The organism is Streptomyces sp. NBC_00388 (genome assembly GCF_036061255.1).
Lineage (GTDB): Bacteria > Actinomycetota > Actinomycetes > Streptomycetales > Streptomycetaceae > Streptomyces.
Genome location: NZ_CP107948.1, coordinates 128,947 through 149,312, shown reverse-complemented (window position 1 = coordinate 149,312; position 20,366 = coordinate 128,947). Strand labels below are relative to the sequence as shown.

Annotated in this window: 20 protein-coding genes and 1 pseudogene; 12 read left to right on the top strand and 9 right to left on the bottom strand. The window is 66.7% G+C overall.

Annotated elements, in window-relative coordinates:
* The first annotated feature begins 325 nt into the window (after positions 1–325).
* The 3 genes from OG917_RS00750 (at position 326) to OG917_RS00740 (ending at position 3,783) form a co-directional block, all read left to right on the top strand.
* Positions 326–2,407: a SpoIIE family protein phosphatase gene (locus OG917_RS00750; protein ID WP_443058892.1), complete on the top strand. Its 2,082-nt coding sequence runs from the start codon at positions 326–328 to the stop codon at positions 2,405–2,407.
* A gap of 343 nt (positions 2,408–2,750) precedes the next feature.
* Positions 2,751–3,110: a hypothetical protein gene (locus OG917_RS00745; protein ID WP_328315510.1), complete on the top strand. Its 360-nt coding sequence runs from the start codon at positions 2,751–2,753 to the stop codon at positions 3,108–3,110.
* 37 nt (positions 3,111–3,147) lie between these two features.
* Complete coding sequence (locus OG917_RS00740; RefSeq protein ID WP_328315509.1) at positions 3,148–3,783, top strand: Tn3 family transposase; 636 nt, start codon at positions 3,148–3,150, stop codon at positions 3,781–3,783.
* Positions 3,784–4,040: 257 nt separating this feature from the next.
* Here the strand turns inward: OG917_RS00740 and OG917_RS00735 are convergent, their stop codons facing one another.
* The gene (locus tag OG917_RS00735) at positions 4,041–4,580 is read right to left on the bottom strand and encodes a YbhB/YbcL family Raf kinase inhibitor-like protein (protein ID WP_328315508.1); all 540 of its coding nucleotides are present in this window, start codon (positions 4,578–4,580) and stop codon (positions 4,041–4,043) included.
* A gap of 162 nt (positions 4,581–4,742) precedes the next feature.
* Between OG917_RS00735 and OG917_RS00730 the strand changes: the two genes are divergently transcribed.
* From OG917_RS00730 to OG917_RS00715, 4 genes are all read left to right on the top strand, one after another.
* Positions 4,743–5,447, top strand: a complete 705-nt coding sequence (locus OG917_RS00730) for a GntR family transcriptional regulator (RefSeq protein WP_328315507.1) — start codon at positions 4,743–4,745, stop codon at positions 5,445–5,447.
* A gap of 58 nt (positions 5,448–5,505) precedes the next feature.
* On the top strand, positions 5,506–6,369 hold the full coding sequence (locus tag OG917_RS00725) for an SCO6745 family protein (RefSeq protein WP_328315506.1): 864 nt from the start codon (positions 5,506–5,508) through the stop codon (positions 6,367–6,369).
* Between the two features lie 443 nt (positions 6,370–6,812).
* Positions 6,813–7,687 (top strand): IS5 family transposase gene (locus OG917_RS00720; RefSeq protein WP_328315505.1). Its coding sequence is split into 2 segments (ribosomal slippage): positions 6,813–7,202 and positions 7,205–7,687, totalling 873 coding nucleotides; the frame shifts between segments, so codons are not numbered across the junction.
* Between the two features lie 130 nt (positions 7,688–7,817).
* Positions 7,818–8,084 (top strand): hypothetical protein, encoded by a 267-nt coding sequence (locus OG917_RS00715; protein ID WP_328315504.1) that lies wholly within the window; start codon positions 7,818–7,820, stop codon positions 8,082–8,084.
* A 68-nt stretch (positions 8,085–8,152) separates the two neighbouring features.
* On the opposite strand, the gene OG917_RS00710 is transcribed toward OG917_RS00715, so the two are convergent.
* On the bottom strand, positions 8,153–9,235 hold the full coding sequence (locus OG917_RS00710; RefSeq protein WP_266814980.1) for an IS630 family transposase: 1,083 nt from the start codon (positions 9,233–9,235) through the stop codon (positions 8,153–8,155).
* 1,452 nt (positions 9,236–10,687) lie between these two features.
* Between OG917_RS00710 and OG917_RS00705 the strand changes: the two genes are divergently transcribed.
* Positions 10,688–10,963: a hypothetical protein gene (locus tag OG917_RS00705; protein WP_328315503.1), complete on the top strand. Its 276-nt coding sequence runs from the start codon at positions 10,688–10,690 to the stop codon at positions 10,961–10,963.
* A gap of 219 nt (positions 10,964–11,182) precedes the next feature.
* Here OG917_RS00705 and OG917_RS00700 read toward each other — a convergent pair whose 3' ends face one another.
* Complete coding sequence (locus tag OG917_RS00700; protein ID WP_328315502.1) at positions 11,183–11,380, bottom strand: hypothetical protein; 198 nt, start codon at positions 11,378–11,380, stop codon at positions 11,183–11,185.
* Positions 11,381–12,234: 854 nt separating this feature from the next.
* On the opposite strand from OG917_RS00700, the pseudogene OG917_RS00695 reads away from it, so the two are divergent.
* Positions 12,235–12,384, top strand: a pseudogene (locus OG917_RS00695) (transposase); the annotation flags it as partial.
* A 32-nt stretch (positions 12,385–12,416) separates the two neighbouring features.
* On the opposite strand, the gene OG917_RS00690 reads toward OG917_RS00695, so the two are convergent.
* Positions 12,417–12,824 (bottom strand): winged helix-turn-helix transcriptional regulator, encoded by a 408-nt coding sequence (locus OG917_RS00690; RefSeq protein ID WP_328315501.1) that lies wholly within the window; start codon positions 12,822–12,824, stop codon positions 12,417–12,419.
* Between the two features lie 106 nt (positions 12,825–12,930).
* Here OG917_RS00690 and OG917_RS00685 point away from each other — a divergent pair, with 106 nt between their 5' ends.
* Positions 12,931–13,764, top strand: coding sequence for an enoyl-CoA hydratase/isomerase family protein (locus OG917_RS00685; RefSeq protein ID WP_328315500.1), 834 nt, complete (start codon positions 12,931–12,933; stop codon positions 13,762–13,764).
* Positions 13,765–14,020: 256 nt separating this feature from the next.
* Here OG917_RS00685 and OG917_RS00680 read toward each other — a convergent pair whose 3' ends face one another.
* The 3 genes from OG917_RS00680 to OG917_RS00670 form a co-directional block, all read right to left on the bottom strand.
* Positions 14,021–14,380: a DUF6193 family natural product biosynthesis protein gene (locus OG917_RS00680; protein ID WP_328315499.1), complete on the bottom strand. Its 360-nt coding sequence runs from the start codon at positions 14,378–14,380 to the stop codon at positions 14,021–14,023.
* A 69-nt stretch (positions 14,381–14,449) separates the two neighbouring features.
* Positions 14,450–14,989, bottom strand: a complete 540-nt coding sequence (locus tag OG917_RS00675; RefSeq protein ID WP_328315498.1) for a hypothetical protein — start codon at positions 14,987–14,989, stop codon at positions 14,450–14,452.
* Between the two features lie 915 nt (positions 14,990–15,904).
* Positions 15,905–16,480 carry an SMI1/KNR4 family protein gene (locus tag OG917_RS00670; protein ID WP_328315497.1) on the bottom strand — a complete coding sequence of 192 codons (576 nt, stop codon included), beginning with the start codon at positions 16,478–16,480 and terminating at the stop codon, positions 15,905–15,907.
* A 344-nt stretch (positions 16,481–16,824) separates the two neighbouring features.
* On the opposite strand from OG917_RS00670, the gene OG917_RS00665 reads away from it, so the two are divergent.
* The gene (locus tag OG917_RS00665) at positions 16,825–17,133 is read left to right on the top strand and encodes a hypothetical protein (protein ID WP_328315496.1); all 309 of its coding nucleotides are present in this window, start codon (positions 16,825–16,827) and stop codon (positions 17,131–17,133) included.
* A 57-nt stretch (positions 17,134–17,190) separates the two neighbouring features.
* Here the strand turns inward: OG917_RS00665 and OG917_RS00660 are convergent, their stop codons facing one another.
* A complete protein-coding gene (locus OG917_RS00660) occupies positions 17,191–18,510 on the bottom strand; it encodes an MFS transporter (protein WP_328315495.1) in 1,320 nt (439 codons plus the stop codon).
* Between the two features lie 450 nt (positions 18,511–18,960).
* Positions 18,961–19,338: a DUF6924 domain-containing protein gene (locus OG917_RS30600; protein ID WP_443059047.1), complete on the bottom strand. Its 378-nt coding sequence runs from the start codon at positions 19,336–19,338 to the stop codon at positions 18,961–18,963.
* Positions 19,339–19,710: 372 nt separating this feature from the next.
* On the opposite strand from OG917_RS30600, the gene OG917_RS00655 reads away from it, so the two are divergent.
* Entirely contained in the window at positions 19,711–20,307 is a 597-nt protein-coding gene (locus OG917_RS00655) for a hypothetical protein (protein ID WP_328315494.1), read from the top strand.
* Positions 20,308–20,366: the final 59 nt, after the last annotated feature.

Sequence of the window (20,366 nt, the reverse complement as noted above, 5' to 3'; positions counted from 1 at the left end):
CAGAGCACTAGGTAGGACGGCGGGGTGAACGGGCTGCTCAGCGAAGCCGTCAGGGCCGAGGTCTGCTCGGCAAGCAGGACGCTCAGGGCTGCGAGAGTAGGAGGGGAGTCGGTCACACGTAAAGGATGCCTTTACGTGACCCTTGCGTCAAGGATTCCTTGACGCAAGGGTCGATCTCCCGAGACCCGAGCGGACTGAACGGACGACAAGGGGTCCCCCTGGGGGTCCCCTGCGGCTGGGCTGGGGTCCTGACCAGTTCGGGCGGACCATGGGAGGAGACAGACCCAGCCGTCGCGAGACCCGCGGGGCGAGAGGAGGGCCGGAGATGAGAGCGGATAAAGCTCGGCGTTCGCAGCCGGAACCGCCGAAGGCTGGCCCGGGCCCGCCCGGCGGCCTGATGGACCTGCTGCGTATCGCCGCCGTGGTACTGGACGCCGAGGGCCGGATCGTGCTGTGGAGCCCACAGGCCGAGCAGCTGTTCGGCTACACCGCCGGGGAAGCGCTGGGCCAGTACGCAGCTCGTCTGATGGTCCACGAACACGACCTGGATCTGGTCAACCAGCTGTTCGCCGAGGTGATGGACAGCGGCGAGAGCTGGGCCGGACCTTTCCCGGTCCGGCACAAGAACGGCACGGTCCACCTGGTCGAATTCCGCAACATGCGTCTGGAAGACGACCGGGGAGACCTGTATGCCCTGGGCTTGGCCAGCGACCAGGCCACCTTGCGTACGGTGGAGCGCGACCTGGCTCTGTCCACCCGGCTGGTCTCGCAGTCGCCCATCGGTCTTGCCGTGCTGGACCCTGACCTTCGCTACGTCACGGTCAACCCCGCCCTTGAACGGATGAACGGGATCCCCGCAGAGGATCACCTGGGCCGCTGCTTCCGCGAAGTCCTGCCCACTCTGGACGTCGAGGCGGTTGAGACCGCTATGCGCCAGGTCCTTCGTACTGGTACGCCGATCGTCGACCAGGCCAGCACCGGCCGTACCCCGGCGGACCCGGACAACGATCATGCCTGGTCCGCGTCGTACTACCGGCTGGACACGTCGGACGGGCACGTACTGGGCATCGCCCTCTCGGTCGTGGACACCACCGAACGCCACCGGGCCACTCTGGAAGCCGACCGAGCCCGGCACCGACTGGCGCTCATCGCCGATGCTTCCGTCCGGATCGGCACCACCCTCGACCTCTATCGGACCGCCCACGAGCTCGCCGACTTCGCCGTCCCCGATTTCGCTGATATCGCCGCCGTCGACATCCTCGACTCCCTCCTGGAAGGCAACCCCTCGGCAGTGGGCCATGGCGGCAATACGGTCCTCCGGGCGCTGGCCCTGGCCGCCGCACGGCCCAGTGAGGCCGCCGAGGCAGCAGACCGGCCCGGCAGTATCGCCGCCTACGGCCCAGACCGCCTGGTCACTCAATGCGTCCGCACCGCTCGGCCCGTGCTGATCCCGCACGTGCAAGCCGAAGACCTGCCTCGGATCGCCCGCGACGCCAAGGCGGCGGCCCTCCTTGGCCGCGCCGGCGTCCGCTCCTACCTCGCCGTGCCATTGATCGCCCACGGTGAAGTGATCGGCGCTCTGGACCTCAAACGCACTCGCAACCCTCGCCCCTTCGATCACGACGACGCCGTGCTAGCCGGGGAACTGGCCGTGCGCGCCGCCGTCAGCATCGACAATGCCCGCTGGCACCAGAGCGTCCGCAACACCGCCATAACCCTCCAGCGAAGCCTGCTGCCGGATCATCCACCGCCTCTGGCGGGCCTGGAGGTGGCCTCCCGCTACCAGCCAGCCAGGGCCAGCAACGAAGTCGGCGGTGACTGGTTCGACGTCATCCCCCTCGCACACGACAGGACTGCGCTGGTCGTAGGCGATGTGATGGGCCACGGCATCGATGCCGCCGCCACCATGGGGCGTCTGCGTACCGCGACCTGCGCCTTCGCCGAACTCGACCTGGATCCCGCCCAAGTGCTCCACCACCTGGACAAGATCACCAGCGGCCTGGGGCACGCCATCGCGACCTGCATCTATGCGGTCTACGATCCTCACCGTCAGCGGTGCCACCTCGCCAAGGCCGGACACGTGCCCCCGGTCCTCGTCCGCGTCGGCCGGCCCGCGTTCCTGATCGACCTCCCCGCCGGCGCACCCCTCGGTGTCGGGGGTGTCCCTTTCCGCACCACAACCGTGGCCCTCGGCCCCGGTGACCGACTCGTCCTCTACACCGACGGCCTCGTCGAAACCCGTGACCAGGACATCGATAGCCGCCTGCACGCCCTGCTCAGACACCTCGACGCCGTCCCCGACGCTTCGCTGGAAGACACCTGCGACCGTCTTCTGAATGCCCTACGACACCCCGGCGGCCACGATGACGTCGCCCTGCTCATCGCACGGGCCAGGGAGGGCCCCTGACCGAAGGGGCCGGTCACGGACGTCCCCGGGGCCCTCATCGCCGTCACCCTGCCGACCACGGGGCTCGCGGGCCGTCCTGCTCCCTGCGGGCGCGAGGCCCGCAAGGGGGCACCCCGCGGAATGGAGGAAGCCGTCGAAAGGCCGTCGTCGTGGCGGACAGTTCGACTTCCGCCACCTGAACGGCTCCGGGAAACAGGTAGCCGGTGCTCACGGACGTGGGGCCGGGCAGGCGGGGGAGCATGCGGCGTACCCGGCACGCCTTCCAGCAGATGGTCGGCCGCGAGGATTCGCCTGGCGCACCACCACTCAACCGGCCGGACGGCGGTGATTAGAATCATCTCTCATGTCGAAGCCTGACGAACTGCTTGTTGATGTCGCTGCCCTGGTGGAGTCCGGGCACAGCAACCAGATGACTCTGACCGTGGTCGCCGGTGGTGCTGTCATCACCGGTCGGCTGGCTCCTGAAGCGGTCTGGAGGCAGCGGGTGTCCGAGGTCCTGGCGGACTCGGCCCGCCTGACTGATTTCTCCGCCGTCTTCACCGCTGAGGCGCGTGAGGAAGAGGCGCCTACGCATCTGCATTTCCATGTGGCACGGATTCTGCAGGGCACGGTGGGGATCCCGGAGACGGGCGGGATGTACCGCGTGGCGATCGATGACGTCAGCGCTTGGACCATCGGGGACTTCAGCTACTCCGACCACTGAACATACCGCTGCGCGCTGACGAACCTCTCGGCACGCGGTGAGGGCCCGGCCAGCGCGTGCCGGTCGGACCCTCACTGTTGCTCTGGTGGCTCGTGCCTGCCTGCGGCCAGGCCGTACTGCCACCGTGCCCCCTGACCGGTGGCTGCCGGGCCGGTTCGCCACGCCGGATGGACGAACCTCACCGCTGGCGCCGAGCACTATCGGTCACGGCCCGAGCACGCATTCGTCGACCTTCATCTCGCAGCCTGCGACCGCATCAGCGCTGACCGCGCCGCTGCTGCGCTACTTCTCCGATGCGCCACTACGCCGACGTGTGACAGCGGCGGCCAACACGGTGGAGTCGTTCAACCGCTTCTCCCAGCGGATCGCTTCGGCAACCGCGGCCGCATCGCCGACAACGACCCCGTCGAGCAGGAGAAGGCTCATGAAGGTCAACGCGCTGTTCACGAACGCGGTGATCTTCCACAGCGCCCTCGACATCGTGGAGATCGCGGGGCAGCTGCTGGAGGAAGGATGGGAGATCGGCCCGGAGGGCCTGGCCCACATCTCGCCGGACTTGACTGAGTACATCAATCGGTTCGGCGAGTACAGCACGCATGAACTCGGCATCAGCCCGACGCGTACACCCCGAAGCTCGACGTCGACTTCACCCCGCTGTGCGAGCAGGACCTGACCGTTGCCCGCCTCGGCCAGGCCGCTTGACCGACTGGGAGCCTTCTTGGGTGGGCGCTGGCCGTACAGGCGAAGCGGCGTCCAAAGACTGCTGTGGCTTCGGACGCCCTTCGTGACCGGCCTCGGGGCTGGTGGCCAGGGGATGAGGTGGGCGTGGGAGTGGCCAGCCGGTTCGCCGTGGTCCTCAGCGCCTCCTCCCACCGGACGTTGACCAGGTGGAGGGCCCATTGCGCTCGGCGCGGGCCTCATGGCTGCTCTTCAGACGAGAGTCTCGGCGGTGGCGGTCAGGATGGCGCGGCCGAGTATGTGACCGGCCATGGTGAAGCCGAGGGCGGCCGGGGTGGCATCGGCGGGGACGCCGATGGTGTCGACGTCGAGGGCGTGCACCACGGTGAAGTAGCGGTGCGGGCCGTGTCCGGCCGGCGGGGCGGCGCCGATGAAGCGGGCCGCGCGGGCGTCGTTGGGCAGCTGGAACGCACCTCCGGGCAGGCCCGAGCCGGTGTCGTCACCGGCACCTTCGGGCAACTCGGTGACGGTGGCGGGGATGTCGGCGACCGCCCAGTGCCAGAAACCGGACCCGGTGGGGGCGTCGGGGTCGTAGACCGTGACCGCGTAGCTCCTGGTGCCATCCGGGGCTCCGCTCCAAGAAAGCTGCGGGGAGACGTCCTTCCCGCCGGGAACGCCGGAGAGGCCGGAGAACTGCTCGATCGACCAGGCGGCGCCGTCGGTGACGGTGGTGCTGACAACGGTGAAAGAGGCCGCCTCGGGGAGACGGGCAAAGGGGTCGTTGGCGCTCAAGGTGTCGTGCCTCTCAGGTGTGCCGTGGGGTGGTGGGTGATGCGGCCGACGGAGGTCCCGCCGTGGCGGTGCCAGAAGGCGATGCGGTCGCGTTCCTCTCTCCATCGAGATCGACCATAACACTGATAATCGATTATCCGTCCTATCGTCTATTGTGTAGGCATGACTCAGACGACCCATCCCTCAGCCTCGGCGGGGAAGCAGATGCTCTCCGAGCAGGTCTACACACACCTGCGGGAGGCGATCATGCGCGGGAACCACGCCCCCGGTAACTCCCTCAAGCCCCAAGAACTCGCGAAAGAGCAGGGCGTGAGCCTGGCCGTCGTGCGGGAGGCGCTCGTGCGGTTGGTCGGCGAAGGCCTCGCCGACCGGCTGCCCAACCGCGGCTTCGCCGTCCCGGCCTTCTCCGACCACCGCTGGCAGGAGATCGCGGAGGCTCGCCGGAGCATCGAGCCGGTCATGCTGCGCATGTCCATCGAACGCGGCGACATCGACTGGGAAGCCCGCGTACGAGCCGCCCACCACCGTCTGGCCCGCACTCCGGCGTACGTAGCGGAGGAGGGCGAGCACTACAGCGGCACATGGGCCGAAGCCCACCGGGTCTTCCACCGCACCCTGCTGGAGGGATGCGGCAACCTCGTCCTGCTGGAGACCTTCGACCGGATGTGGACAGCGAGCGAGCTGGCCCGCCGCTGGTCGGCGCACCGCAACCCCGACCGGGACGGCGCCCTGGAACACCGCCGACTGGAGGAGGCAGCCCTCGCCCGCGACGCCGACACCGCAGCCGGGGTCCTGACCGAGCACCTCACCCAGACCGCCGCGGGACTGACCGACTGCCCCCACCACGAGCCCACGGACGAAGCCTGACGCGCACCGCCCGCCTGGCCGCACGACCGCACCTGATCACGGAGACCGGAGCCACAGCATGACCATCCTTGAGGCGAGCACGAGCCGCCACTGCCACAACGCCGTCAGCCCTCTGCACTCATCCGTGTACTTCGCACCGGAACCGGAGGACGAACTCGCAGCACTCGGGCTGGAGCGCGGAGCCATGGTCTACCTCGCGCACCGCGCAGCACCGCTCGGGGCCGTCGACGCGGGCACCGTCACAGCGACGTTCTACAACTTCAACCACCAGCACGTGCAGCGGTACATCCCCGCCGCCTGGACCGTCACCACACCGGAGAAAGTGCTCACGGCACGGCTGCGCGGCGCGGACCGGACGCTGCGGCGGCTGCTCGGGCAGGAAGCCCTCACGTCCACAGAGATGACCGAGGCGGCCGAACTGGCGCTGCGCGCCACCGAAGCCTGCCGCCGGGAGGCACGGCCGCTGTACGCCGCCAACGCCGACCTCCCCGTGCCCGAAGAACCGCACCTGGCTCTGTGGCACGCCGCGACACTGCTGCGCGAGCACCGGGGTGACGGTCACCTCGCCGCCCTGGCGGTCGCCGGTCTGTCCGGCATCGAAGCGCTGGTCCTGCACAACGCCACCGGCAAGGCACCGACATCGGCTCTGTTCATGCGGACCCGCGGGTGGTCCGCGCAGCAGTGGGACACCGCCCGGGTCCAGCTGCGCGAGCGCGGCCTGCTGGACGGAGCAGACGACCTCACACAGGCGGGCACGGCCCTGCGGGACGAGGCCGAGGTGCTCACCGACCGCCTCGATGCCGCTCCGTACGAACACCTCGGCCCGGCCGCCACCGCACGCCTCACCGAACTGGCCGGTGGCTTCTCCGGGACCCTCAGAGCAGCGGGCGCCTTCCCCGCGGTGCACTTCGGCAAGGGCTGAGTAAGGGCCGGCGCCGGAGGCCCGGCCTCGGCCGCGCCACACGCCGCGCACGGCTATGCCGTTCAGGGCCCGCACCGGTTTGCTCAGCCGACCCTTCCCGATGGGCGGCGTAACGGCCCGGAGACCGGTGACAGAACTGTGTGCCCGTCCGCCGACGGGCACACAGAACCGCATCTGGAGACCTACGGGGCGGTCTCGTACTCGACGTTCGTCTGTCGTCACCCGTCGTAGTACGAGTACCGGGTCCCTGAGGCGACCTTGCAGCCCGCTTCGACGACCGGCTGCGTGCGTGATTCGGCGATCAAGAACTCCGCCCTCGTGTTGCATCCGTCGTGGTCGGCGTCGGCCCAGTGCTTGAACTTCGTCCGCTCGTACCCCTCACGGTGTTCAGGGGCTAGGGTCCGTTTCAGAAGTGGATCAAGGTCGTGCGGTGATCACGTTCCATGGGTCGGGGAGATATGACGGACGCCCAGTGGGCAGTGCTGGGGCCGCTGCTGCCGCGCGGTTCCAAGCCCGGTCGGCCGCCAGTGCACACGAAGCGGCAGCTGATCAACGGGATACGATTCCGCACCCGCACAGGCATACCGTGGCGGGATCTGCCTGAGCGGTACGGGCCATGGGAGACGGTGTACGGGTTGTTCCGTCGCTGGCAGCGCGATGGTACGTGGCACCGGATTCTCGAGCGGCTCCAGGCCCGTGCCGATGCGAAGGGTCTGATCACCTGGGACATCTCCGTCGACTCCATGATCGCTCGCGCGCACCAGTACGCGGCCGGGGTGCGCAAAAGGGGGACCTGCAGGTCGAACCGCCCGGCGGCGTCTTCGTCGAGCCCGACGACCACGGACTCGGGCGGTCTCGCGGTGGACTGACCACCAAGGTCCACTTGGCGGTCGAGCAGGCGCAGAAGCCCATGTCGCTCGTGATCACGGCCGGACAAAGGGCTGACTCTCCGCAGTTTCAGGTTGTCCTGGGCCGCATCCGGGTGCCCAGACTCGGCCCGGGGCGCCCGCGTACCCGGCCGGACAAGGTCTGTGCCGACAAGGCGTGCGGTTCCCGCGCGAACCGCGTCTACCTGCGTAGACGTTGTGTCGGCTGCACGATCCCGGAGAAGCGCGACCAGATCGCCAACCGCAGGAGGCACGGCTTCCACGGGGGCCGGCCGCCGAAGTTCGACAAGGCCGACTACCGAGAGCGTCACGCCGTGGAGTGCGGCATCAACCGTCTCAAACGTCACTGCGCGGTGGCCACGAGATACGACAAACTCGCCGTCCGCTACGAAGCGACCATGCTGGTCGCATTCATCAACGAGTGGCTGTGACCAGGACGTTCGCAGATGTGCCTGGCGAACACCGCCGTGTGAAAGTCGGTCCGTCCGACTTCCCTCTCCCAACCCTCGCTCGAAAAATCCGATGACCGAATCGTGCGCGTCCACCTACACTCCGGCCATCATGAAGCGCCGTGTTGAGTTCACCGAGCGAGCGGCCCGGCTCCGCGACTACCTCCCGCCCGATGATCGCCGGACCCTGAAACGCCTCGTCGATCGGGTCACCGATGACCCATGCGGCCCCTCCACTCACCTCGCCTTCACACACGATGACCTCACGCGCTCCTGCTGGCTGGACGGAGCCATGGTCCATTTCATCGTGACCACGGATGTCATCTACGTCGTGGACGCCGACATCTATGACGCCGCCCGAGGCTTCAACGTCGTCTGAACGACTGGTCCGACCGGGTCCGCTATGGAGCATCACCGCATGACCTTGATCCACTTCTGAAACGCTCCCTAGTGTTCTGAGTCGGGAATTCTGTTCAGATAGCTGGCGAGGCGTTCGAGGATCTCGTCGGCGGTCTTCGTCCAGACGTAGGGCTTCGGGTCGGTGTTCCAGGCGCTGATCCAGTTGCGGATGTCCTTCTCAAGGGCCTGGACGGATTTGTGGACGCCTCGCCGTATCTGTTTGTTGGTGAGTTCGGCGAACCATCGCTCGACGAGGTTGAGCCAGGACGAGCCGGTTGGTGTGAAGTGCAGGTGGAACCGGGGGTGGGCCACCAGCCACTTCTTGATGGCGGGTGTCTTGTGGGTGGCGTAGTTGTCACAGACGAGGTGGACTTCCAGGTCACCAGGCACCTCTTTGTCGAGCTTGACTAGGAACTTCTTGAACTCCTCGGCCCGGTGCCTGCGGTGCAAGGAGCCGATCACCTTGCCGGTGGCCACCTCGAGTGCGGCGAACAACGTGGTGGTGCCGGCGCGGACGTAGTCATGGGTCGCCCGCTCGGGAACACCGGGCATCATCGGCAGCACCGGCTGCGACCGATCCAGGGCCTGGATCTGCGACTTCTCATCCACGCAGAACACCAACGCCCGTTCGGGCGGGTCCAAGTAGAGACCGACGACGTCGTGGACCTTGTCGACGAAGTACGGATCGGTTGACAGTTTGAAGGTCTCCGAGCGATGTGGCTGCAGGCCGAACGCCCGCCAGATCCGGGACACCGACGACTGAGACAGACCCATCTCTTTCGCCATCGACCGCGTCGACCAGTGTGTCGCGTTCTTCGGGGTGGATTCCAGCGTCCTGGTGACGACCGCGGCGACCTGGTCGTCCGTCACCGTCCTGGGGCCACCCGGACGTGGCATGTCACCCAGACCTGCGATTCGATATTGCACGAACCGGGCCCGCCAGCGGCCCACCGCCTGTGGTGTGGAACCGAGTTGAGTAGCCACGTCCTTGTTGGAGGTACCTTCGGCGCAGGCCAGGATGATCCGGCACCGCAATGCCCACGCCTGCGGCGTGGAACGACGCCGCACCCACTCCTCAAGTGCGGCCCGTTCCTCATCCGACAGAGTCAACTCGGCCTTCGGCCGCCCCATCCGCGCCATATAACAAGCCTACACATATACGCGGAATTCCTGACTCGGAACACTAGGGGCAGGTTGGCGATCCCGTTGGTGAGGGACGTGGTCAACGCTGTGGGGGCGGTTGGCGGGGTGCGGGTGCGGGTGCGGCGAGCGGCAGGGAGAGGAGGGCGGCGGCCGCGAGGCCGCGCATCAGGTTCTTGATCACAGACTGTTGATATCGGCTGCGGAGGAACCGGGTTGGGCGTATCGCCCCGGTGATCACCTGTCCGTGGATAGGTCGCATGTACGGCTCAGGGCCCGACGGTCTGTGACTTCCCCGCCGGGTGGGCTGATCGGGGGCGTTGAAAGTGGGGTGGGCGGGGTCTGGTGCCGCCCGTGTCCTACGAACTTCGCAGCCGGCGGCGTTCACGTCGAAGGCGGTACCGCTCGGCCCGTCGGGCAACCCACCGCGCAGATTCGGTGCCGAGCCCCAGCAGCAGAACGAGCAGGACCGCTGCAGCCATCACGATCTGAGAAGTAGCGGTCACCAGTAGACCTGCCCGGTAAAACCCGAAGCCGGCTGCGGCAAAACTGGCAGGCGCGATAGTCAGGACCAGCCAGAGGCGGGCCGTTGACGCAAGGGTGCGTCGCTCTGAGGCATGGTGATCCAGGCCGCCACGAAGATGTCTATGACCCAACGGAGCATGGGGCACATCGTCCTGCGGAGTGCTCGGCCGAGCTTGAGCACAGCTACTCAACTTCGAATGGCCAGACTGCCAGCGGTCTTTCAGACCCGTATGTCCACCCCAATGACAACGCGGCGGGCGAGGGGGCCAGGCTCAGCGTTCACCTCGCCGACCAGGACGAGCACGCCCTGATCCTGGTCCTCTCCCACCAGCACGAACAGGATCCGACCGACCATTCACTGCTGCATCAGCTCGCGGGGCTCGGTGTGGTGTCGTGCGGGGTGGATACCGACCAGGAGCACGGCGGCCGCCGTTGTCGGGCACTGCTCGCCGTGTGACCCGCGTCCTGGAGAGCCGACGGTCGTGTCGTCGGTCGGGCCAGGTCGTTGTTCTGGGCGAACAGCAGGTAGGGGCCTGGGTGCCAGCGTCGGCCCAGGGCCCCGTTTTTGCTGCTGTCGCCGTTTCGGCCCAGGACCTGAAAGGCAGGCGCGCTGCGCCCTCCACCACTCAGCTTCCTGTGCTGGTTCGTGAACGCTTCCTCGGCGGTCAGGCTCCGGTCGTTCGTGGTGAACAGCGCCCGCAAATCCCGTTCTGCTACGCCACCCTCCGGCAGTGATCAACCGGCCCCAACCTAAGCCCCGTACGGGGCCTTGAGGCACAGCATCTCCTGACCGGGCGCATCGCCGCAGCGCGTCTTCACGGCCTTCGTTCCCGGTCGCCTGTTGGGGAGCGCCGCGATGGGGGAGGAGAGCCGAGGAGAATAACGAATCCGCGTAAGATCAACAAGGAGCTGGGCGCTATGACCGACCCCGACATCCCCGACTTCTCCGGCCTGCAGGGCGGAGAGGAGCAGGCAGCTGAGGACGCCGTCCAGGCAGTGGTGCACTGGTACAGCACCCAGATCGTCGCGGAGCACCGCACGCCGGTGCCCGACGAGGAGCGGGTCGATGAGCTGAAGAGTGCCCGGGCGGGCGCGCTCGCCGACCAGGCCCAGTTGGCGACCGCCGACCCTGAGGATGCGGCTCGGCTCGCGGAGTTCTACGCAGCCCGGCTGAAGGAGCTCAACGCGTCGTAGGCGAAGTCCTACCGCCGCAACGCCAGGGGCGCACCGTCGGGTCCGGCCGGCAGATCAGGACCGGCTGGACCTGCGGGGGCATCAGGGGCCGGGCCAGCGAGAGCATTTCCTCCAGCTCGGCCCGGTGGCGCGGGAGCGTGCGGCGCAGCACCTGGTGAAGGTGAGGAACGCTCTGGCCTCCTGCTCGGCGTATGGGCGCAGCCGCTCGGCGGCCAGGGCCTACGTGGCGCGGCCGGGCCCGTCGGCCTCGTGGCGCAGCAGGGCTTGGCCGTCGCGGCGGATCACGGTCACCGACGTGCGGTAATCGAGGCCCTCGACTTTCAGATGGCGTCTGCGTGCCCAGGAGTGCACCGTCACGAGGCTGATGCCACAGTGATCGGCGGCTTCCCGGGCTGTCAGCCAGAGTTCGTCCTCCATTGAAGCCCTCCCCACACGCGAAAGGCCCCGCATCTCCAGTGGAGTCGGGGCCCGCACACTGATGCACATCGTGCGGTCAGGACCATTGGTACGTAAAGGACCTATCATGACGGGCGTGGTCCTGTTCGGTTTATCTCCCTCTCCCGGTCGCGGGCCTCTCTGGCGGCGGTGGCTTCTTCGACCTTCCGTTGTCGTTCGACGAACGACGCCGAGGGCTCGGGGAGTCGCTCTCCCCGCAGAAAGGCGGCCAGGATCTCTACGCCTTCGTCCGTCGCCGCGAGGTTCCAGGAAATCCTGTACGTGGCGCGCACGGCGCCAGTCCACCCCTTCGCTCCATAGAGCCTGAACACATCTTCCAAGCGAGTTCGCAACGCTTCAGAATTGGGAATGGTCAGTGCAGCCATCTCGGCTCTGCTCAGGGACTCCCGTGCGACACTCAGCGCTGCGTACGACGACCCGTCTCCCTCAAGACCATCTGTGAGGGCCTGACGCACGACGATCAGCTCGTTGAGTGCGGTCTCTGCGAGACTGGCTCCTCGTATTTCGTGGCGCTCCCGCTTAGCGGCCTTCTCCTGGCCTCGCTGCTGGAGCCATGCCCCGAAGATCGTCAGTCCTGCACCGACCACGACACCCACGAGACCGATGATGGCGGCCTTCACCTCTGCGCTCATAGCGGTCATCATGCCGACGGGACCAACCTTGTCGGGGTTGATCCCGTCAAGTTGACGATCGTGGTAGTCGTCGATCACGACGGCCAGCAGGGCTTCCGCTGCGCCACCCTCTGACCGCAGTCCGGTTTCGGCCGCGTCCTCCTGCCGTTCACCGGCAGGAGGGGATTCGTACATGCCCGCCCGCGCGGACTGCCGCTGCTGGTCATGGTCACCCCAGCCGACATGACCGACCGCGACACGGCCTAGGAAGTCCTCTTCCGACTCCGCCTGATGGACCCCGAGATCACCATCGTCTGGGCCGATTCCGCCTATGCCGGAAAGCGCGTGACCTGGGGATGCCACTGCGATCCACTCGCACATCGACGTCATTGAGCAGGCGGTTGAGCGTCAGCCCTGGTGTCGTACACCCGCTGGCAGTCCTGGATCTCTCCGCTGTGATCGACGGTCCAGTCGTAGAGCAGGCCGAACGGCTCCCGCAGGGACTCGCCCAGGGGTGTGAGCGAGTACTCGACACCGACCGGTGAGGTCGGCAGTACCGTGCGCTGGATCATGCCGTTGCGCTCGAGACGGCGCAGTGTCTGGGTGAGGACACGTTGCGTGATGCCCTCCAGGCCCCGCTTCAGTTCATTGAACCGGGTGGGCCGCTCCAGCAGCGTCATCACCATCATCGACCACTTGTCCGCTATCTGATCCAGGATCGGTCGGCTCGGGCAGTCCGCCCGGAAAACCGTCCGTGTTTCGGCGTCAACGCCGTGCAGACCGGTGTCCTTCATGATCCTAGGTGCTCCCAAAGTGCGTTCTTGACCATCTGGGCGCCGTCGCCGACGGTAGGTATGCATTGCAAACCTACATGCCCAGCGGTAACCAATGGAGAACCTCATGACGAACGATGCCTACTCGACCCTGCGCGTGAGCAGCGAACACGGAGTTGCCCGGATCGTCCTCGACAATCCCCCGGTGAACGTGCTCGGAACGACGATGATGCGTGAGCTGCGGACGGTGCTGACGGGCCTCAAGGACGATTCTTCCGTCCGTGTGATCGTCTTCTCGAGCGCCGACCCGGAATTCTTCATTGCTCACGTGGACATGCACGTCGGGGAAGAGCTGGACATCCTCCAGGAACTCGCCGCATCCGCGCCGGCAGACGTCAACGTGTTCCAGGCGATCGGTGAGCTGCTCCGCCACCAGCCCCAGGTGACCATCGTGAAGCTCGCTGGAAAGGCCCGCGGAGGCGGGGCGGAATTCGTGGCCGCAGCGGATATGACGTTCGCCGCTGTTGAGACCGCTGGACTCGGTCAGATCGAAGCGCTGATGGGCATCATCCCCGGCGGAGGCGGAACGCAGTACCTCCGGGACCGCGTGGGTCGCAACCGCGCACTGGAGGTGATCCTCACCGCCGACTTGTTCGATGCCGAGACCGCAGCGTCCTACGGCTGGATCAACCGGGCCCTGCCGGCCGACGAGCTCGACGAGCACGTCGACCGTGTCGCTCGTAACATCGCCGCGCTGCCCGATGGTGTCATCGAAGCAGCCAAGCACTCGCTGCCCGCCGCTGACTTCAGCGAAGGACTCCTCCGTGAGAACGATGCTTGGGCTTCTACGTTCAGTCTGCCGACCGCTCAGCACCTGATCAGCGGGGGCCTGCAGGGCGGGGCACAAACACCGGCTGGGGAACGCGACCTTGAGGGACTGATGCGCAGCGTCGCGCGCTGATTCCCGGGCGGGCGCATGACACCTCGCTGAACGGCCCCGCTGCCGTCCTGTTCGGCCATCAAGCCATTGAGCTTCCGGTTCGGGCTTGGAAACACGCACTCATGCCGAGGCGGCGTGTATGCCGTCTTTGGTCAGGGGTCGGGGACGTCAGAGAACAGGTCGTAGGGACGACCGGTTTTTCCCAGGGGGTGGGTGCTCGAATGCGGTCGCGGCGTTCCGCCAGAGCAAGGTTGCAGCGGTGCCGGTGATCAGTCGGTCACCGGGGCGCAGGCGACAGGTGGCGTACGGCCTGTGCCACGGCCTCGTGTGGTGTGGCGAACAGGCCGAGGTCCGGGGTCAGGAAGCCTGTGCCCACCCCGTACGTGCCGTCGCTGTCTGCCGTCAGACAGGGGCCCGTCGGTTTCAGCAGGGCCGGGCGCGTGGTGGTCGAGAAGCGCAGCGCCCAGTGGCTGGTGAATGGGTACAGGCTGCGCAGCGCCGGCTCGGCATAGGCCGCCTCGATCATGCTCCGGTAGGCAGGCGCCCAGGGGTAGAGCAGTTCGCTCGCCTGTATACGCAGGTGCTGCCACTCGCTTTCCGTCTGACGCGCGAACTCGGTGTCGGGTGGTATCGGCATGACACGAGTGTGCCGGATCCATGCACAGGCTCGCTCACCGTCGAGGTGTGGTCGACCTTCCCGATCGCGTCATGGGATAACGGGTCTGCGCCGGTCCATTCCAGGGCACCATCCCAGAACTGTGAGCCGTTGGAGCAGGCGTCGCCCAGGAGGCAGTCGAACCTGACGTCCAACGTCACGGAGACGACTTCGGGTCGACTTCCACCGGTATGAGGATGAGCTGTTGCGTGAATGTTCCGGACGTCCCGGAAGTCTCACGTCCTGGGCGACGCCAGCCGGACGCAGCGCGCAGACCAGTGGGCGGCACAGCCGGGGTACTTCAACCATGCTCGGCTGGGCGACCTTCTGCGGCTTCTGGAAATCGTCCTCGTTCAGCACCGGGGCGTTCGTGCCAGGCTCGGGCAACTTGATCTCCACTGCGCGGCCACGGGTCTTGAACTTCGCCCAGGGAGACCACTCCGTATCGTACAGACTGCCGTCGTAGGCCGAGGTGCGGAAGGCATAGGTGGTACCCAACTTCAGGTTCCCGTCCGGGACGGTGACCTTGGCCGTGCCGCCGGAATTGACATAGTCCGAGACGAGAACACCGTACGGCTTGTCCTTGATCACGATTTGCTTGTCGGATTACCGAAGGCATCTGTCGTGTAGGTCGCGAAGGTCAAGTCGGCCTGTCGCCATCCGGGTCAGTGACGGTGTTACTCAGGACAGCCATGGTGCGGTTGACCTGCCACACCCCGCCCGCCTGAGTCCCGTCGGTCCCGAGGCCTCGTTCTCCCTCGGCGTGCGCCGACCGGGTGCCGGCGCGAGGTGCGCCGTGTTGGGCGGAGTCGGTTTGTGTCTCAGGAGATGGCCTACACGCTCCAGGCCCCTCCCCTGGCGGTGCGGGACGGACGAGCCGGGCCTGGTGGGTGAGACGCTGATGTGACGCAGCCGCCTGGTCTCGGCCGATGGATGAGGAGGCATCGCAGCCTCTGGTCGGCTAACCCGACGTCACCACGTGAGTAGGGCTGGCCCCTCCCCGAAGGGCGCGCTCGGAGGGGCTACGCGTTGTTTCATGCCTACGGTGGGGCTATCACTCCCAGTCCCAGTAGTAGGTAAACAGGGATCTCTTGGGGTGATCCGACGCAGCGGTTGTATGCGGGCAGGTCCACGAAGAAGCGTCGCCGTCCAGCATGCGCCACGACGAAGCCGGGGACCCGGCGAACGCCTTGCGGTTCTCCTCGCCTGGGATCGCGGCCCGCCCGCAGTCCTCGCTATCTGCGGGCCTTGAGTAGCAGGAATGGGCTCGCTAGCGGTCTGGGCCATCGAGCCCGGTCACGCCCTGGACACTCGTCCTGCGGGACCAACCGTCACCGCGTTGACTGTGGCGAGGACCGGAACACCAACAGTGCCCTCTGGACCATCGTCTTGGTCCGCGTGCGGAACGACCATCGGACCCGGGACTACGTCGCCAGACGGACGGCCGATGGCATGTCCACCAAGGACATCATGCGGTGCCTCAAGAGGTTCGTCGGCCCGCGAGGTCTACTCAGGAGGACAGGCGTCCTGAACGCGGCTGGCTCGGCAGGAGCCAGATCGTGACGCCGACCGGCTGCCGTTATCGGAGTCGAGTGACGTGGCCACAGCCAGTCGCTCGACGAACTTCTGAGAGTCGGCGGCGAGCGGGAGCTCCGTGTTGGCTTCCACGTCGAACCACGTCACGGACGGCTCCCCTTGCTCCCCGCATTCCCGGTAGTCGAGAGCTATCCAGCAGTGACCATCACCGGATAGCAAAACCAAGGGAGACGGAAGACACCACTCCGCAACCAAGTAGGGCGAGTCCAGCAAGGACAACTGACCGTCGTGGCAGCCGATGCCCATCATGTCGTCGAACGGAACATGGTTCTCACTCCACGACGTTGGTACGTCGGTCTGGAACGCGTTCCACGGATCCGCTACCGAGCCACCGTTCTGAACGTGCAGGATCTCCAGCAACGAAGTCGGCAGGCGGACACCAAGCCGGCGCCCGGCGTCCTGAACGACCGCGTCCGTCAATGGTGGCTGAACCCCATGCAGGCCCTCGCCCGGGAACTTCGCCTTGACCTCATCGAACCGTGCCACGACCGCATCTTAGGACTCAGTAGCCGACCGGTTTGACGATCTACAGGAGCTTCAGCGGAACGTGTAGACGGTCGGTCAGGCTGGCTACGGACCGGAGCTGATGGCCCTTTCCAAGACCGGAACAGGCCCTGGACTGCCTGCAGGGCCGGATGTTCTCCGCCGCGCCGTCCATCCCGGAGCCGATCGGGTCGGTGCTGTTGTAGGCCGGGAGTAGGGGTGACGACTCCGCCAGGGAGGGATCGCGGAGCTATGATCTGGTCAGTGATCGAAAACCTTGTCAAAGCCCATCTGGAAGCTTTCAACAGCCGCGACCTCGACGCCCTGATGGCAAGAAACTCGCCGAAATGTTCGCCGGAGCGATGGGCGGCCTCCTGCCGACCCTCACGCTCCAGCACCTGATCGTCGGCAGTGACCGGGCCGCCGCGCAGATGATCGAGGTATTCACGCGCGACGAAGTCGAGCACACCGACAACATCGCGGGGTTCTACGTCATCAAGGACGGACTCATCACCTCGGCAAAATCTACCGAGAAGGCAGCGCAGACTTCACGAACCCCCGATGACCGAGATGACCTACTCAGATCCCCGAAAGATTACCGTGGTGCTGCACTAGGCAGCCCCATTGGTCGTGCTCCTCACAGGCGGCGGTATTGAGGGTCGGCAGGGTGCTTTTATGTTCTCCGGGGCGGGACGTCTCGGGGCCGGGCCCGGTCACTGTGAGGGCGCGGGTCCTGGGACCGGCTCGTCGGCGGAGCGCAGCGCCACTGCCGCGTAGAGGCCGCCCGCGACCACGAGAAAGCCCGCGACGGTAAAGATCGTGTCGATCCGTCCGAACCGTACGCCGGCTATCTCGGCGTGGAAATTGCTGAGGACGGTGCTGGCGAGCCAGCCGGACACCGAAACACCAACGAGAGCGGCCAACTGCTGCACCGGGTTGATCACCGAGATGACCCGGCCAAGGTGCGACTGCGGGACGTGGGCAAGAAGCACAGGGGTCAGAGCCGTGTTGACCGCGGCAAGCGGAATACCGACCAGAGACAGCACGACGAGAGCCGCCCCCAGACTGGTCAGCCTCGAGTAGACCATCAGACCGATCCCGGTGACTACGAGGCCGGCCGAGAACAGTCGGGCACCGCCGAAACGCCCTGCGAGGACGGTCGCACCCAGCGCACCGGCGACAAGGCCGAAGCCGAGTGCCATTTCGAGGGTTCCATACCAGCGCGAAGCCGCTCCGAGATTGTCGGTCACGAAGAACACGTTGAGTGAGTTCAACGCATCTGCGCCGACGGTGACCAGGGCAATGGTGACGATCAGCGCGGTCACGGGCCCGCTGCGGGCCACGAGGCGCAGACCGGCGGCCAGTTCCTTCCGTACCCCGGCAGCTCCGGTCGCGCGGTGCGGGGCGTCCACTGGGGACGGGGCCGCCCGTCCTTCCGGTATACGGACCGCCCGGACCGCGGCGAACGACAGCAGGAAGGAAACGGCGTTGAGTAGAAGCGCCCAGCGCACGCCCACCGAGAACAGCAGCGGGGCCGCAAGCGGCGGTCCGGCGATGGTCGCGATCGCCTGGGTAGCCTGGCCTATTCCCGCCGCTTTGGCCCGCTGCGCCGGCTCCACCAGTTCGCCGACGAGCGCGAACCGGGCCGGGTTGAAGAACTGGGCGGCGCCGGTGGCCAGCAGGACGGTGACGTACACGACTACGAGTTCGGCCGTGTCCGGCAGCGTGCCGGTGGGGAGGAAGGCCACCACGGTCAGGGCGCCGATGAGCCCGGCCCGCACGAGGTCCGCGCCCAGCATCGTCCGCCTGCGGTCCCAGCGGTCGACGAACACCCCGGCGATCGGACCGACCAGCAGTGTCCCGGCCGCCACGACGACCACCAGGGCGGATACGGCGGCAGGGGCGTACGACTTGCCGCCCAGCAGGACTGTGCCGATCCACAGGGCTAGCGTCGTGCTGAAGACGAAGTCTCCGATTTGGGAGACCAGTTGGCCTGTCCAGAGCAGTCGGTACCCACGGTTGATCAGAACCATCGCGCCATTGTGTGACGCCCGTGGCCCGTCCGCCAGTGTCTTTCCCGCCGCGGTAGCAGGTCTTGTCCGGCTGGTCCTCGTGGCTCAGCCCACAGGGCATAGCGAAGGTTCGTAAGCTGTGAATGCTCGCCACAGCGCCCAGGACCATGGGGGGCCGGGTTCTCGCGCGGGAGTTGGGGATCGCGGAGCGCACGGTGAAGGCGCACATCGCGCGGATCGTTGAGATGCTGGACCAGCAGACGCGGCTTCAGGTCACGGTGCTGGCCGTGCCCGCGCACGAGGAGCTGTGCTCCGATCCGCGGTGCGAGTGCCGTGAGACCGACGTTCCGCCGGGGTCACTGATGACAGCCGCCCGATGGGGGTGCCCGTGGGAACACAAGCACGTACACCGTGTCAGGGGCCTGACGGGACACCAGGTCGAGGGTGCCGTGGTGTGCACCCTTGGATCTGTCATAGTGCTCTTCCCGGTAGATGCCGTCGGCGTCGACACCACGGCCCCCAGTCACCGAACCCCGTGTTGACCAGCTCAATGTTGACGACGAAGGATCCGGCCGCTGCGAGGGTAATCCTGAACGGAGCGTCGTCCTCGGCGGGCAGGTTGTTCACGGCCAGCAACGGAAACTGCGCGAAGGTTAGTGCCGGAACGTCGGCGATGAGGAGGAGAGGGCTGTCCGGCCAGTCCTCGCCATCACGCCCGATCCGCGCCTGGTTCCACTCCGCCGTGAAGTCCGCGTCGGTGCGGGGTCGATGACGGCGATCGACTCGTTGAAGCTCCGAGCCCTCATCGAGGGCCTGGAGCAGGCCTGTCCATTGCCCTGGCGTCCGCAGGCGGACTCTTCGATCGTGGAGGAGGAGGGCGGCTCGGACTCGGGGCCCCGCCCGCTCGCGGGGACGACCTGGATAAGGAAGCAGGGCTTCTTGCCGTCCGTCGACCGGTCATTGGAATGGACACGGATCAGGTACCGGCCGGCTCCTGCGACGGCGAGGTTCTCTTTGTGGTTGATCAGCTGCTGTTTACTCTGCATCGGCGGCCGTCCAGGCTTGGCGCCCTTCGGCAGTAGCGGATCCAGCAAAGGCCACTGAGCGACAGTCAGATCTCCCCGAGTCACGAAAAGAGGGTATTGCAGGGCCTTGATCCACTTGTGGAATTAAGTACGACCGCGGATAAATCCGCCGCCGTCTCCTGCGTATGGTCGGCTCATGACCGTCGTACGGATCATCCTGCTCAGCCTGTGTCTGTCAGCGGTGACAGCCCAGGCTGCCCTCAACATCCTCCTGGTCCGGATGGCCCGTCAGGGGAAGTCCGGCACCGAGTTCATCGCGACAGCCTCGATGCCGGTCACGCTCGTGGTGTCCTTCGTCGCCGGGCCGAGTGGTGTCTGGCTTGCCTTCGATCTCGCCGCCGATGCCGGGTCGGCGCCGACCCGGTTCGGTTACGGTGCCGTCGGGTCGGTGTTGGCTGCATACTTGGCAGTCACTCTCCTAGCCACCGCGTTGCATGCGGCGAGACAACGCCGGGGCCGGCGCGGCTGCGAGCAGGTGATGAGTCGGGAGGAGACCCTCGGCCTCATCAAATCCCAGGTGATCGCCGCCGTGCACCGGTCTCCCGACGGCTCGGTCACAGTCGTCTACGTCGACAACCGTTGGGTCGATGGAGCCTATGACTACCGCCGACCTGGATATGCCGATCCGGCCGGCTGGCGCGATTATGAGGCGGCGGTCTCCCAGACACCCGGCGCGAAACTATACCCCGGGGTTCTGCTCTACCGCCCAGACAACGTGAACCGGAACCTCTGAGACAGCTCTCAAAACGCGCCTCAGCTTGACTCTGTCGGGGATCTTGGAGTTTCCCGGTG